The organism is Myxococcus virescens (assembly GCF_900101905.1).
Lineage (GTDB): Bacteria > Myxococcota > Myxococcia > Myxococcales > Myxococcaceae > Myxococcus > Myxococcus virescens.
In genome coordinates this window covers 61,353-76,729 of sequence record NZ_FNAJ01000009.1, presented here as the reverse complement: position 1 = coordinate 76,729, position 15,377 = coordinate 61,353, and the positions used below count along the sequence as shown (strand labels likewise).

General features: G+C 60.5%; 7 protein-coding genes, 1 tRNA gene and 1 pseudogene. 2 read left to right on the top strand and 7 right to left on the bottom strand.

Annotated features, from left to right (window positions below):
- Positions 1-25: 25 nt before the first annotated feature.
- Positions 26-1,222: an RsmB/NOP family class I SAM-dependent RNA methyltransferase gene (locus BLU09_RS24300; protein WP_186818004.1), complete on the bottom strand. Its 1,197-nt coding sequence runs from the start codon at positions 1,220-1,222 to the stop codon at positions 26-28.
- Between the two features lie 138 nt (positions 1,223-1,360).
- On the opposite strand from BLU09_RS24300, the gene BLU09_RS24295 reads away from it, so the two are divergent.
- Positions 1,361-1,433: transfer RNA gene (locus tag BLU09_RS24295), tRNA-Asn, on the top strand.
- Positions 1,434-2,729: 1,296 nt separating this feature from the next.
- On the top strand, positions 2,730-4,589 hold the full coding sequence (locus BLU09_RS38360; RefSeq protein WP_143043192.1) for a hypothetical protein: 1,860 nt from the start codon (positions 2,730-2,732) through the stop codon (positions 4,587-4,589).
- A gap of 186 nt (positions 4,590-4,775) precedes the next feature.
- On the opposite strand, the gene BLU09_RS38355 is transcribed toward BLU09_RS38360, so the two are convergent.
- From BLU09_RS38355 to BLU09_RS24265, 6 genes and pseudogenes are all read right to left on the bottom strand, one after another.
- Positions 4,776-9,083 carry an NACHT domain-containing protein gene (locus tag BLU09_RS38355; protein ID WP_143043191.1) on the bottom strand — a complete coding sequence of 1,436 codons (4,308 nt, stop codon included), beginning with the start codon at positions 9,081-9,083 and terminating at the stop codon, positions 4,776-4,778.
- Between the two features lie 669 nt (positions 9,084-9,752).
- Positions 9,753-9,982, bottom strand: a pseudogene (locus BLU09_RS24285) (hypothetical protein); the annotation flags it as partial.
- Between the two features lie 198 nt (positions 9,983-10,180).
- On the bottom strand, positions 10,181-10,636 hold the full coding sequence (locus BLU09_RS24280) for a SitI3 family protein (RefSeq protein WP_090491888.1): 456 nt from the start codon (positions 10,634-10,636) through the stop codon (positions 10,181-10,183).
- A gap of 67 nt (positions 10,637-10,703) precedes the next feature.
- Positions 10,704-12,335, bottom strand: coding sequence for a CdiA C-terminal domain-containing protein (locus BLU09_RS24275; protein ID WP_244171996.1), 1,632 nt, complete (start codon positions 12,333-12,335; stop codon positions 10,704-10,706).
- Positions 12,325-13,821, bottom strand: coding sequence for a hypothetical protein (locus BLU09_RS24270; RefSeq protein WP_167371147.1), 1,497 nt, complete (start codon positions 13,819-13,821; stop codon positions 12,325-12,327). Before BLU09_RS24270 ends, BLU09_RS24275 begins: the two co-directional genes overlap by 11 nt.
- 626 nt (positions 13,822-14,447) lie before the next feature.
- Positions 14,448-15,368 carry a DUF2381 family protein gene (locus BLU09_RS24265; protein ID WP_090491885.1) on the bottom strand — a complete coding sequence of 307 codons (921 nt, stop codon included), beginning with the start codon at positions 15,366-15,368 and terminating at the stop codon, positions 14,448-14,450.
- Between the last annotated feature and the right edge of the window lie 9 nt (positions 15,369-15,377).

Below are 15,377 nucleotides of genomic sequence, written 5' to 3'. Positions count from 1 at the left end.
CTGCGACCGCCTGTCGCCCCCGCCCCTACCCTGCCGACCGCTCCAGGACGGCCGCGAAGAAGGCGTCCGTGCCATGCCGGTGGGGCGCGACGAAGAGGAATCCATCACGGAGACACGCGCCGGAGAGCCACCCCGCCCCGGGCCATACGAGGCGGAAGTCAGGGCGAGACGCCAGGAAGGCGGCGACGACGTCCTCGTTCTCCGCGCGGTTGACGGTGCAGGTGGCGTAGACGAGCCGCCCGCCGGGCCGCACCAGGCGGGCCCCTCGCTGGAGGATGTCCTCCTGGAGCGCCGGAAACCGGGTGAGCACCTCCGGGAGGATGCGGAAGCGCTGGTCGGGGCCCCGGCGCAGGGAGCCCAGCTCCGAGCACGGCGCATCCACGAGCACCCGGTCCGCGTCCAGGCTTTCGGGAAGACTCCGGAGCACCTGGACTCGGGTGAGGTGAGCCCGGGCGGAGCGCTGGAGGAGCCGGTCGAGCCGCTCGGGGTCCGGGTCATAGGCCAGGAGCCGCCCCGAGTCCTTCATGTCCGCGCCCAGTTGGAGCGTCTTGCCGCCCGCGCCGGCACAGAGGTCCAGCACCGTCTCCCCGGGCCGGGCCTCCACGAGGAGCCCCAGGAGCTGGCTGCCCTCGTCCTGGACTTCGAACAGGCCCTCCTGGAGGGAACGGAGGCCATAGAGGTTGGGCCGGGGACCCTCGATATGGAGCGCCAGCGGGCTCCAGGGCCCCGGGCGCGTCTCGACGCCCTCGGAGCGCAGCCGTTCGGCAAGGGCCTCCCGCGAGGTGCGCAGGACGTTGGCCCGGAGGGTGATGGGCCCGGGGACATTCAGGTGGGCGCAGAAGTCGTCGGCCTCGGGACCGAACTCCCGGGCGAAATGGTCGGCGAGCCAGTCCGGCAGGGAGGCGCGGAGCGCGAGCGTGGGGGGGAGCGCCGAAACCAACGGGGGCGGCGCTCCATCCCCGAGCCCGGCGAGGGCGGCGGACTCCACAGCCGGGACGCCCGAGAGGCCGTGCATCAGGGCATGGAGCAGGAAGGGAGGAGCGGCATCCTCGCGGCCCAGGAGGAACCCGAGGCGGCGCCGCCAGAGCCCGACGTTGAAGACGGCCTCCTTGAGGGCCTGGCGCTGCTCTCGGGTCAGGGAGCGGTGGTCACGCAGAGTACGGTCGAGCACGCGCTCGGCGGAGGAGCCGGCGAGCACCTGGGCGATGGCATCGGCTGCCATGGGGCCCAGGCCGGCGAGTGCGGACCAGGGCTGGAGGTGAAGCCGGGAGAGCGGATCAAAAGGGACTGTTGACAGAGCGGGCACCATTCTCTAGAAAGCGCCTCATCACGGCAACGCGGTTCCGCCGTGAGGACATATTCCCCGATAGCTCAGCCGGTAGAGCGGGTGACTGTTAATCACTAGGTCCGTGGTTCGAGTCCACGTCGGGGAGCTACTTGAAGGGCCCTACCAACTGGTAGGGCCCTTTTTGTTTAACACGGGCCTCGCGATGACATCGCGGGGCCTTCGTCCTTAAGCCGCTGAATCCCAAGGGATTCTGGCTCGCGGTGCTGAAGAGGGCGCTCTCGGCCCTCTACCCCGCAGAGCGCGACGCCCCCTCTCCTCCGCCACCGATTGGGCTCTCTGGAGCGCTCTTTCGCCCGATTTGGGGAGAGAGAGGCCGAGAGTGGTTAACAGTTTTGTTAACCACCGCGGGCAGCCGACTCTGACAATCCCGGGCTTTCGATGTCGTACCTTCCGGGGTTACGTCATTTCCCTTTTTCAGAATGCCAAATTGGGCCACCTGTTAACCGAGAGAGCGAAACGCGGCTGGCAGTTACCGAGTACTCACGATTTCGTCGCGCGGCGCAGACTCTCCGAGACGGATTTCAGATTGTCTCGGCCGCGCTTCTCGACCGCCACGGGTCTGTCCCCGCCGATCTGAGCGTCTCCACGCTCGGCGCATGCCCCCGAAAGGGACTCCGGACCGAGAATGCAGCCCGGAAAGCTCCGCGCGCTCCTCACTGGTGTTGCCGCGCACGTTGTTTGCCGGATGGAGGCTTGGTTTCGAGCGCCCTGGCTTGATGGTCCCCGAACTAGCGACTTCGAAAATGCCATCACGGAACCGGACCATCAGGAGTCACGCTTGTGACGAGACCCAACTCCTTGACGCGACAGTAGTTTCTACGAGAAGCAGAACTGATTGCTCCCATCCTACGGTTCTCCGGTCGAGTCAGGGCTGCCAAAGGGCACCGCCGGAAGCCGCCAGGGGCCTTGATGCGGCTGGGGAACCGTAGTCCCGGGGCCATCAACCAGGTGACTCACCGGACCATGAGCGAAGGTGCGCGGAAGCACCTGCCGCAGCCAGCGCCCCAAGAGCCCCCTTAACCAGGCCGGAGGCAGCCATCTGTGAACTCAACCGGCGCCTTCTTGCCGGTGAAGTCACCATCAAGTGCGAGCAGTGCCATCTTTCGCGTGGGTTCTGCTGGGCGGCCTCGTACCGGAGCCGCCATGCCAGCAGCTTGACCGGCATCCAGCCAAATCAAGTCTTCGATTCTTGATCGGCCGAACTCCTTCACGCTCCCAGGTGGCACTCCTCCTGTAAGCGAGCGCAAGCTGCAGCTCCGAGGGAAGTTCGGGCTGCCGAGCAGGTTGGCTCACTAGCGCAACGGCAGCCTCCCGTAGTCAGCCGTTCAAAGAGCAGACCTACTCAATTAGGCTATGCCAGGCCTACAACCGAGGACCAACCATGTCGGGAAACACCAGCGAACTTCGTAGAGCAATCATGGCGCGCGTCGCCGACGTAGATGCTGTCAAAATTGCCGAAACAGGACCATTCAATGTCCGAATCACCATAGTTCCAAACAGCAAAGCAGACTTCGCAACTTTGAAAGCTCGAATTGAGCGAGTACTCCACTACGTAGGCATCGCTGGCGTCGGCTATCACATTGAAGAAGGAAGCATTAGTGCTGAGACAGGCGCAGCCAACATTCCAAGTCGCCTTCAAGTTGCGGGTTACGATACCGACCCCACTGTGAGCGGCATTATGGAGGCCCTCGTTCGACTTGTTCCACGGCTCGCACGACTGGCCCTGGAAGAGCGAACTGAGTCACTGCAAGTTCTTGTTGCACAGGATGACGGGAGCGCACCCGCTCCCTTTATCGAAGAGTGCCGGCGCGCCCTGGAAGCAATCAAGTACACAGGATTACGATTCGAGATTGCACCGTTCTCCGCAAACGACCATCGAAACGCGCTTATCAATGCAGGATTTCACGTCCCCCGAAGAGAAAGTCGAATCAATCGACTCACAGAAGAACATGATGACCAGTACGCAACTCGTTTAAAGAAGCTAGTCAACGGCGCCCCCCCTGAACAGATTCGACTTATTGATTCGCTATCGGGGAGCAAGGTACTCTGCACTTCGGCACTGCGTGGGCAAGCGCCGCTTGCCTGTTTTCTCCCAATCTATGATCACGTCTACACCATGCTGCCTCCGCAGGACGTGCAACCTGGAGTGGACTACTTTAACCATTTCTTCGACCTAACGGAGTCTGAATTCATTGATTACTGTCGTCTCGGAAAGCTCATTCCAGTCTTCAAGTTTTCACTCGGCAGCTATCCCGAAAAAGTCGCCAAGCTATTTCTGGAGGATCCCTCGCTGCCATTTCTCCAGCCGCGCGAGTTAGACTACGTGGCAGCCCGATACGCCTGGGACCAATCGCGCCACATTCGCTTCCTTTCAGCAAACAGAAAGCTCACCGAGGAACTCCACCTCGCACTTGAGGAACTCGACAAGTTAAGCTTTGACACGGACGCTCGGCTCCAATCGAGCTTCATATCGAGCTTGCTACATGGAGTAGAACGATTCGAAGGCACAATGTGGAGAAATGGCCATCTCGCGCTGCCTCATTTCTCCCCTGCCATTGTTGGTGCTCAGGCACTGGCCCTCCTGCCAAGAAGCCCATCAGGCGACATGGCCATGATCGATGGCTTCAGCGCAATACACAACATTGCTTTGGCACAGGCGTTCCAGGCATCCCTGCACACCAAGCTAGTTCTTGCCGAGCCGATGTTGTCATACGCCGCTAGCTTCTTTCGGCCGATGAGAGAAGTACACTCGAGCGCATTCAGCGACCAACTTAACGAGGTCATCCGAGCCTTCGACATTGCGCACGCCAAGATACCGGCCAAGGACTATGTCGAGATCTTCGATGCTCCCGAAACAAAGCGACTTCGGACGTTGGTCACCGACGTTTTGAAGACGGGAAGCGACCCAGCCAAGGATTCTGAGATACGCGAGCGTGTTCAGACGTTCAACGCCGGCGTTCGGAAGCTTGCGCGCAACGCTGTTGAGTCTTCAAGTGTCGACGTGGCAGGCGATCTTGTCGCGGGCGCGCAGGCCTCAGCAGGTCACTCTGCATTGATCAACCTGCTCTCGAAGCTCCTTGGTCTCAAGACGGTGACACGAGTGGCAGGAATGGTCGCGAAGAGAGCAATCGAGGACACAGTGCTCGGCGGCCAGTTGGACCGAGTGCGGGGCGTCATCAATGGCGTTCCGTCACAGTCTATCCGACTGTACAGAATCCGTTCGAAGTTACAACGCAGATAATCCATCGGCCAATGCGCGCGGCAAAGGCATTAAACTATTCGCCAACGCAGGCTTCTCGCCGGCCTCAAGTGTCCAAGGCGTGTGCGCCTGGTCTCTACATTCGCCCATTCGCCACTATAACTTTGGCATCGTAAGGCCACGGGGACCGATCTGCACCTCCATTAGACAACGCCCGAACGGAGCCAATCAAAATCCGACTGTCAACGGCCATGGGCGTCCGGCTGAGATGTCTGGATGGCGGGGCTCCTCAAGGATGCGCCCGTATTTGTCTCGACACTCATCGATTTCAATAAGACATTGCTCTGCAACTCTTGCCCGGCCATCCCCCGTCCCCGTCATACCAAAAAGCAGCGCGCGAAGCTCAACCAACGGCAATCCATATTCCTCGTAGACTCCTTGCCATTTCTCAGAAGGCCTCGTGCCAATTGCGAGACGCCGGACCTGCCGCAAAAGACCATGAACACTACGACATTCGGCCGAACACCGCCCAAACAATGCCATAAAAGCGACATCATCACTCAACTCCGACAGCGTCCTCTCAACAACCAACCGAGCCTCGCCGTCCGGCAAAATCTCGCACTGCCTAATCATCACCTCACGCAACACTGGGTACTTTTTCGCCCACACAGTCATCGCCGCACTAAGACTCAAATCATTAATCTTTCCTAGTCGACCGTCGCACAAACGGGAGAGAATCGCGAGAGCTGACGACTCTGTGTCCAAGTCGATCATAGCTTTCAGCCAGCCGCTATGCTGTTCGAATGCAGGGTCTCGTTCGGCGAGTTGGTGCAACACCTCAATGGACTTGTCCGGATTCCCATATGGAAGGGCGGCACACAGTCGTTCGAGTTGGCTTGGACGACGATGATACTCCGGCAGCAACGCAATGGCGTCCAGCACCTTTACTGGGTCATCTGAGAACGAAAAAAGCTCAAGCCAGCCCATTAAGTCCCCGCTGCTCGCATCGAGACGCCACGGTTGATTCCGCGCTGCCGTGAGTAAGTTCACGACCCCCTCAAACAGCAAATCTGACGGCAGAATTTCACCAGCTTTTGCTACGGCGACCAGCAACCGCAGCTTGCTGGCCATGGGTTGAGGCAGCACGAGTAATGAGTCGATAATTTCTCGTTTACTTCCGTGAGGCAGCGCGAGCCCAGTCACAGCCAAGTTGATGGCGTACTGCTGTTCAGCTTCTGAATTACTCTCCCGCCCAAACTCGCGCACTACTTCAAATATGCGCTCCGCAAATTCAGATGTCGGCAGCGGAATCACTGACTGCTGCCGTTCCAATTGACGAGGCCAATGCCGCGAGAAGTCTCTCCAGTCGGAATAGCGGTTAGCCTTGCCTGGAGAATGGTCAAGTATCCAGATGCCAAGTAGCGCACCCGCCGCATTAAGTCCCCACCGCATGTCGGTCAGCCCCTTCATTAAGGCGGCGATCGCACCATCCCGCCGCATCGACTGAAAGGCCTGCGCATAAACATTGGAATAGCTCGTCGAAACATCTCCAGGCATGGAACCACGAGGCTGGGAAAAGTAAGCGCTACGTGCGGCGAACCAATCGGTGAGATCTCGCTCCAATAAGCGCAAAATCGGCTCAGAGAGCTCCGGATCAGCGAGCCTCTCAGCGGCGAGCGCCAATCTTGAACAATCGTAACGGACAGGTGCTGGCGCATGAAACAAGACCTCACCCCACTGCTGCAGCACATGACGCAGTGCTAAGCGGTGCTCACTAGCTATGGGTGGCCGCCTGTTGCTGTCGCGATTACCGTGCTGAGCTAGCAACTCCGCCATCAAACCGATCCGGTGAGGCTGCTTCTGCGCTGCTCTAAGCAACAAGGCGGGAATAAACGCCTCTTGTCGCGTCTCCAATATGGCACGACGCAACCGCGAATGAGCATCGAGCAACGCTTGGTCGTGGCGATTAGTCTTCTCTCTCTGCTCATCGAGTTCGAATAAGCGGTCCATGAGATTACCGACAATGCCTGATCCAACCACTGCCACTCCTACCTGCAAGTGACTATCCGGCGTCGTTGGAGCAAGCACGGTATCCACCAACGGTCCGTGGTCCACAAGAGGAACATTGCCGAGGTAGGATGTGGCGCGAAAAGGTAGAGGGAAGCCAAGGACAATGCGCTGAATAACGCCACTAGCGACGGCGTCGGGAAAAGCATCGAATGCGTCCGCGAGAATGTGCTGGGCGTTCACTCCCTCGATTTGGAACTGAGGCGAAGCTATAATTTCAGTAACTCTTGTGGCTGCGTCTGGAGGTCGATCCCATAAGTATCGCGCAAGGAGCCGTAGAGGACACGTTTCACTCCGCCGTGCCACCTCTCGCGATTGAAGAAGTCTCTCGTTGAGTACATCGTCGGCAAATGTCTCAGGATACCTTGCATTGCCCAATGCCGTCCAAACAGCCTCCTGCGCTGTTTGGAGGATTTGATTGACATGCCGATCAGCTCTACGGAACTCCAATGATTGTACGACCGCGACCACAACCTCTGGGGCTGGGTCATGTGCAGCAAGCGCCGCCGCAAGCTCCATGCCATCGAAGTCGCCATTGCTGGCGAGTTCGGAGAGCACCTCCATCCGCATCTCCGCGGGTAACGAACGCAGCCGCACCTCCCGATCTTCTCCGAGAACGGTCGGACGCAGTTGGTGCGACGCCCTGAGTGCGCTCATGCGAATTTGATAGTCTGGATGCGAAATTATCGGCCAAATATGGCCTGAAAATTCGGCCCTCCCGGTCAAAAGCATAAAGGCCAAAGCACGATCGACCTTACCAGTTCGATGCCAGCATTCAGCGAAACGAAGCACGCGTTCACGCACCAGTCCCCATGTCTCATCAGACGAACGAAAAACTATCTCTGCACTAAAAATTGGGTCGACACCCAGCGTTTCTTCAATGACGAATGCGACAGAACGCGCTCCAGCACTATCGACGCGGGACAGACGCTCACATGCAAAGAGCGCTGACTCCTCCCAACTCACCCAATTCAGAACTTCTTCTCTGAGCTGCTTCCGCGCTGACGCGTCACCATCCGACGCCTTTAGCATCAAACACTCAACATATTCCGCAGCATACCACTCCTGAAACTGTTGATGTTGAAACGCGACCGAATGAGCATCACGATCTGAAGACAGGATCAGCAAATGCGAATCAATCAAGCTAGCCAGAACTTCACTGGGTTGAGGCTGCGTAGCCAATTGACCATCATCCACAAGGCTTTTCGTGATTCTCGAGATTGCTCGACGCGCATTACTTCCGGAAATCACCGTGCTCCCTGTTCGGCTCGCCTCAACTGCAAGACCGACCAGCATATCAGTATGAAATCCCAGCGCACTGCGATAAAGTATTTCAGCCCTTTCCGGCAAGGACTCGTGCTCCCGGACGAACATGCGCAGGATGGCTTCTTTAGTCTGCGGGAAGCTTCCACTTGGCGGCAGCGCGAGCAGAGCATTCAAATACAAAGGAGTCGCAATTAGCTCACGAACTCCATTCGTCCGCCATGCACGATCAATGATGGCCAGTCCCTCAGAACCGCGAACAGCAGCAGCAAGCTCAAATTGCTGAACCTCAGAAAGTGGCTGAATTTCAACAATGGGGCCAGCAAGCCGCGCTGGCTGCAAGCGGGTGCCGATAACCATCCCAAGCAACGGGTAGTCGCGTTGCATCCCGCTAACGTCTCGAATCGCACGCAGTCGCGATTGCGGCGAAAGCTCATTCCATCCATCCAACAGAAGTGTGATCATTCCGTGGTAGGCGAGCTGCATGAAATGGGCTCGTCGGAACCCCAAAAAAGAATTACGCCGAATTACAAAATCAAAGAAATCATCATCTCGGTCGGACCATTCACCAAGCGGAATCAACAGAGGAACAGGTCCACTGCCAGCAAGCATGCTGTCAGCGAGCTGCACGAGAGTGGTCGACTTACCTGTGCCAGGTGGAGATATAATGGAAACTGGCTCAGCCAAGGCAGCCAAGCCTGCGATGCCGTCGAGCGAAATAGCGCGACTGCGGTCTCCGACGAACGAAAGCGTCAGGAGAATCGTTCGCGCTGGCCAGTGGCGCGCCGCCTGAAAAGCCGCAACGTCACTCCGCGAGGCCTCTCGAAGTCGTGCGCCAACTGTTTTCACTGCGTCGTCGCTTGGTAGGCCTAGACCGTCCAGAAACTGCCGATCGGACTCGTCGAGTTCAGATGGCGGCTTGACACTGCCCAACGGACGGCCGCGCGCAATAGCTTGTTGCGCGCGATGAACTGCATCTGTCTTCCACTTTCGCAACGTTTCAATTGTGTAGCGCTGCACATCGGAATCAATCAGCTTTGAGCAGCTCTGACAAAGCCAAATCCCGTTATTCCCACTTTTGCGCTCCGCTGACGATAGATTCCTGTCGTAGCGGGGACCGTCGGGAGCGGCAGCCGTGATGTGGGCGCCCACACCGATGTTGATCGTCTGGTCCTCATCCAGAGACGGACCATTAGTGGATGACATGCAGTCGGGATTCGAGCAGTGGAAGCCCACCCGAGCTGCTAGAGTACGCAGGGTTCTAGAATTAAAATTGTCTCGACGGCTGCTCATTGCTAGTACTCTGAACAATAACACAGTGCGCCCGGCCTACGCATTCCCCCAATGCGACCCAGTAGTAGAGCTAATACTCAATAGCCCGGCAAGGCGGTAGGACTGAATGTTGATGCGATTCTGCGCCCACTCATTCTGCGACTCCTTTCCTCTAGCGAGCACGAACATTCCAGCAACAAGCCACGTCCACCGACAACATGCCCCTCCCCCGACCCCACACAGACGCATCATCGGCATAGCCCTGCTAAGTGCCCGGCTACCTTAGGGTTTGGGCGGTTTCGCAAGTTGCTAGCTCTGAGCCTACCCCAAATACGCTCGCAGCGTCATCGTTGCGCCAAAGGTTCCACCAACACGCGTCATGCCAGCGAGAGATGCACCTGTGCGGCCGTCGCCGTGACGTGCGCCGGTGCGAGAGAATCAGGAGGTGAAGGGATGAACTCGGGACACGGACTCGTCAATGCGGCGACTTGGACCACAATATTTCCTGACCATGCCGACCATGCCGCGAACTGCGCGCCAGCAAATACCGCCTGACGCGGGAGGAGCATTTGCTCTAAGTTCCCTCCGATACCGCTCCACCTCCTAGTAGAACTGGGTTAGCGAGCCTTCCAGCAGCGCCTGGCGGGACTGCATGTACCGGCGGGCGCGGAGGAAGGGCGGCCAGACGCGGTTGCCGACGCGCACCTGGGACTCCTCCAGCCTCTTGCGCGGTATCCACTGCCCGCCCAGGCGCCGGACGAGCACGTTGCCCAGGTAGCCCCCCACCGCTCTGGCGTCACCCGCTCGTCGATGAGCTCCCGCTCGTGTCGCTCCAGGACTGTGCTCCGCAGTCCTGTCCTGCTTCGATTGCTTCTTCACATCCACCTCACGAGAAGAGGCTATCAGCCGGCGAGGAGCCTCAAGAAGTTCCGCAACGGAGGACAAGCCTCTTTGCGGTCAGGAAATGCCGGATTGCGCCCAATTTTAACAAAGGGCGTGGGGCATCGCGGGCAATGCGACGGGATTGCGCATCAGAGCAATGGCGAATTTAGGGGCTGGATTTTGTAGGGAACAGTGATCTCATTCGCCAAATGGAGGCCGTCTGTCCAGTTTCCACGGTCGGCGTTGAGCGTTAGAACGCCCCCGATGCGCTGCAAAACGATGTGCTCTCCATTGAAAAGGAGGACACCATCACGGCCGTGCTCAAGCAGGAGCAATGATGCGCGCAACATAGTTCGGCATCCGGCGGCATACTCAGGGCTGTTGGGATTGAGCCTGAAGCCGACCAGCATGCTGGGCTTGAAGTGGAAATCCTCCTCAAACAGGGACCGACTCTCCTCATCGAGACCAATGGCCCAAATCCATAGGGCGGGTCCAATCAAATGAGATTCATCGCCCCATGAAAGACAAAATTGGTCGGCAAGGAGGCGAAGAGCCTGCATTGGCGCCATGTCGGTTTCAAACTTAAGCCCATTCTCAAGACCCATGACATACTCCTATCGGACAAGCCTATCTGTCATCAGCAACAGCCCTATTGAACCCCGAGCACCTGCTTCAAGGGTAAATCAAAGAGACCTTCCCGTCTTTGATGCCCAACACTTCCTTCAGCCCCTGAATTGGATATTTAAGAAACTGCTCCCGAACCTCGGCGACTGGCACAGGAGTGTCTTCCAAGTTCATGACAATTCGATCCGCCTGCCCTGACTCCACTTTGGACTCCCTGACGTAGTCCCACATGTTTCTCACTCTCCTCCCATTTGGAGCATAGCAGTCCGCATACTCTCCATTGATTCTATAGTCAGGCTCCTTGCCATTGGGCTTTGGAGCCGGGTTCTGCTCAACGTGATATCCATTTTCTGCGAGAATCTCGGCCGACTCATTCTCTCGCTGAATGGATTTAATGTTGGCTGGATCCTTGTCATGCGGCCCTGGGGTGGTTTTTCGCCCTGTAAGGCTCCCCTTGAGCTTTGGTCCACCGCCACTTCCTGCCGCCTGACTGAGGACAACGATGGTTCCAACTCCTGCCCCCACTACTGTGGCCATCTTCCCAACCGGCACCGCGACACGCTGAATCGCCAGGGCGCCCTGGGCGGAGAGCGAGAGCACGGGCACCATGGCTTCGGCGCCGCCCATGACGCTTGTCAGAGTGCGCGTGACGCCGTTGGCGGAGCCCCCGGCAATCAACAGGGTGGTGCTCAGCTTGGCCACTGCCTTCATCTGCTCGCCGGCCGTCATGTACCGGAAGCGCTCCCAGTACTCGGGGGAAGACGCAATGAGGGCGGCCACGCCCGCGGGCAGATGTCGCAACGCGAGGATGCTGTCCGTCGGATACGTGAAGAAGTGGCCCAGGGCGTGGTACAGCTCGACAAAGGCGTCCTCCGCACCATCCAAGGAGCGGCTGACGACGTCCGCATCGTCGTACACCTCTGCATATGCCCCTTCGTTCAGCTCCCGGAATTGGGCGTCGAGGAGGCGAAAGATGCCGCCTTGGCTGCCGTAGAAACGGCCCAACTCGAAGCCGTGCGCGCGGAAGGCCCCGTCCTTCCACTCCACCTCGGCCACCCTCTGCTGGGTGCGCCCATTGCGCACCCAAGCCAGGTAGCCGTCCGGTCGAAGTACTGCTACGCCCTGGAAGCGCTCTACCCGGCGCAGCAACTCGGCCCGGGACACCTCTCCGCCCTCCAGCACCTCGCGTAGCAGGTGGCCCACGGCCATTCGAGGCGGGAAGTTCCCTAGCGTCACCGGAGTCTCCACCAGCAATGCCAGCAGGCGAGCCGCTTCTTCTGGGGTGAAGGGGTTGACGCGCGGAGGGAGTACGTCGGTGTCGCCGAGGCCCGCCAGCACCAACAGCTTTTCGAAGGCGTCCACCTCCAGCATGCCCGTCTCCACCGCGAGCACGGCCATATCGGCTGGAGAAGCGGCAATGACGGCCGTGCCCCTGGAGGCGCGCCCTGGGCGGCGACGACGAAGCCGCGCTTCCTCGTCCTCGTCCGTCGAAGCGGCGGCGGACGAGGCCACCAAGTACGTATTGCCCGCGCTGCTGCTCAACGTGCCGGCGCGCGACACGCGCGCCCCCTGGCCCAGCGCCACTCCATGGCCGGACAGAGGCGTCAGCGTGGCACACCCAGACGCCAGCAGCATGGTGCCCAACAGGGCCACCCACCTGCCCAGAGACTCAGCGGCCATTGTCCACCCCCATGCCGAGCGACGCGAATGCCCCCGGACGTAGCGGGCCTTCCGCCGTGGGGTACAGCAGTGTACCGCCCTGCCCGAGTGCATAGAGTCGTCCCCCCAAAAAGCGCCAGCGCACCTCTCCAGAAGCCAGGTAGCGGGCCCCCGGCTGACGCATGCCCACGGCCAGTCCCTTCACCGCCACCTCCAGGTTGCGGTGCAGCAGTTGCACCGCCAGCCGTCCGTCCACGTCCACACGGCCCCAGCTGAAGGCCTCGGCGCCCATGGAGAGGTGCAGGTGGCGCTGCAATACCTCGCCCAGCAACACCGCGTCCCATGCCACCATGGCTTCCGCATACACGGAGTACCCTTCCGGGAAGGACGCGTGGGCCAACGGCAGGCCCGAAGTGCCCGCCGTCTGCAACCGCGCCAACTCGTAGTCCGCGCCAAAATAACCCTGCCGAAAGCCTCCATGCTGCCGGCGTGCTTCCAGCCGCAGCCGCAAGTCCAGTGTCGGTGTCACCGCGTCTGCACCGACGCCGGCCACGGCGCCCCAGGCACCTCCTGCACCGGGGCGGCCGCCCCATCCGGCAAACACGTGCATTTCCAGGGCGCGCCGCCCCTTGCGCTGCACCAGCACCACCGCCGTCGCGTCCAGGTGCGCCAGCGTCACCTCGGCCGACTTCACCTCCCCACGTCCCCAGTCATGAATGGCGGAGAGCGAGAGGGTGTAGCGCCCCGGCTGCTTCGGCCGGCCGAAGAGGACATGCTGCACGTCTAACTCGAGTTCCCCACCCATGAGACGGGCTCCCAGCACATCAGAGGAGAATGCCTCCATGTACAGAGGCCCCAGCGTGCCGGTGAGGAGGGCACCCGCTGGGTGGTAGTCCGGGTTCGTGCGGTTGGAGTAGCGCTGCACCAGGTGCCCGGATACCAGGTGAAAACCCTCCATTGCCCCCACCCACAGCGCGATGGGGGATGTGTCCGCGCCCAGCTTGAGGGCGCGCACCAGTTGGCCCCAGTCCGACAGGCTGTCCCAGTCCTCCTTTCGAACCAAGCCCGCCCCTTCTCCCCCTCCCCACATGCGCAGCCGCACCGGCGCACCCGCGTTGAGGCCAAACTTTTCTCCGCCGTCTATCACCAGCGTCGGCTCCAGTTGAATGAAGCCCTCGTCCTCGCCAATACCTCGCCTGGGCAGTAGCGTCAGCGTGGTGGCCTCCAAGCGCAGCAGGTAGCCCCACCTCGCAGCCGAAGGGAGCAGGACGGGCAATTCGTCAGGGGCAGGGGCCCGGCCTGGCGGCGTCGGCGCGACCTCAGATGGCGCACCTCGCTCAGGTGGCCTGCTCTCGTCAGGACGCGGATGTAGAGTGCCCTCCTCCGCTTCGGCGGGCATGGTCACGTCCTCGCCGGCCTGAGGCTCCGCGAATTCCTTCGCCCACCCCATCCCGGGCAATAACAAGGGCAGCATCAGCGTCGCGGCCCAACACCGACTCAGAGACATGTGCACCTCCTATGAAACTCCCCGTGCAGTCGGAAGGACGAAGTTTCCCTGACAGGTCCGACAGGGCGCCGGGTCACGGGTAGATGCATTGCACTGAGGTCATCACCGACACCTTGACCGCGCTTGGTCATGGGCAGACGTGTCACGCCACGGCGCCAGGAAGCCCCGGCCCTTCCCAACAGCAGGCAGACGTGTCACGCCACGGCGCCAGGACGGTCCGGCTCCGCTCATGACTCCAAACGTGCAAATAGAGATGACTGAGGAAGGGCTCCTCAGCGTCCGTCAGGCACGCAGCCCGACGATGGCTACTCGGCGCACGGCTTCCGCCAGCACGCGCCTCACGTGGCGCCGCAGGGGGTCCTCTGCGCAGCGCGAGAGCCCAACGCCTACTTCGATGCGGAGCTATGAAGGTGGGTCAAGCGCGTCGCCCTCCGGGCGCTCTCCCCAGTCACCAAGAAAGCGCGCAGCCGCGCGCATGCACTCCAGCACAATGGGGAACACACCCTCCGGGGCACGCCAGAATGGACTACACCAATAGATATAGTCTACTGGACCACATTTTGACATTCGGAACAAACCCCAATGCCGGAAACCCACGAAAGGGCTTGGAGGTAATGCCCGCAGAGTTAAGGGAAGGTGACGTTGCCCAGGGTGACGGTGCGGCGCATATCTGCATCCCAGAGCTTGAGCGTGAAGCTCCCCCGCGGAGACTCCGATGCAACCTCAGCCTCTACCACCACGCGCTGGCCATCCGAGCCCGGGGCAACAGGGCCGGACTGCCAGACTTGAATCACCTTCAGCTCCTCGTTGGCCTTGCCCCGGAGCATCGCCCCCACCGCTGTCCACGGTTGGGCGTCCCCCCCTGACACGAGGAAGACCTCGACAGCCACCCTGCGGGCTGCACGATATGCATAGACCCACTGCTTGGCTGCGGCCCCTCCCGGGGCCTGGGACACACCCTGGGTCACGTCGCGGAAATCAATGCCGCGGCCGTCCAGGACTGATGTCGCGATGAGTCCCGTCACGCCATCGGGCGCACTCCGCTCTGCGCGCAGGCGTGCATTCTCTTCTTTGTACTGCTCGGCCTCGAGGCGAGCCTGCCGGACTTCCTCCTGGTATGTCTCGATGCCCCTTTTGCGCCGATAGACCTCAATGAGCGCTTCTGACCTCGCTGGGTGTGCGACCAGGACAATCGTCGCACTCGCCGGGGCCGCCCCATCCCGAAAGCGCACCGTCAACTTGAGCCGCTCTCCTGCCGAGATCTTCTCTGACGGAATCAGGCGCAAGGTATTGAGCCCAGCGTCCACCATCGCGAAACGCTCGCGTCCCTCAAGCATCAGCCCCTCTCGGCTCGCCTCCGAATCAAAGAGGAACACCGTCGAGAGGCCCGGGCTCACCGCCACTTCAACTGCTGGCTGGGCATCATCCGAGACCAGCTCGATTCGGCGAACGCTCAGCCCCACGGTGGATGAGGGCGACTGCGCCAGAGCTGCCCCCGCTCCTGAGAGAAGGAGGGAAAGCAGCACGGCCGACACGGAATGATGCACTCGACGTTT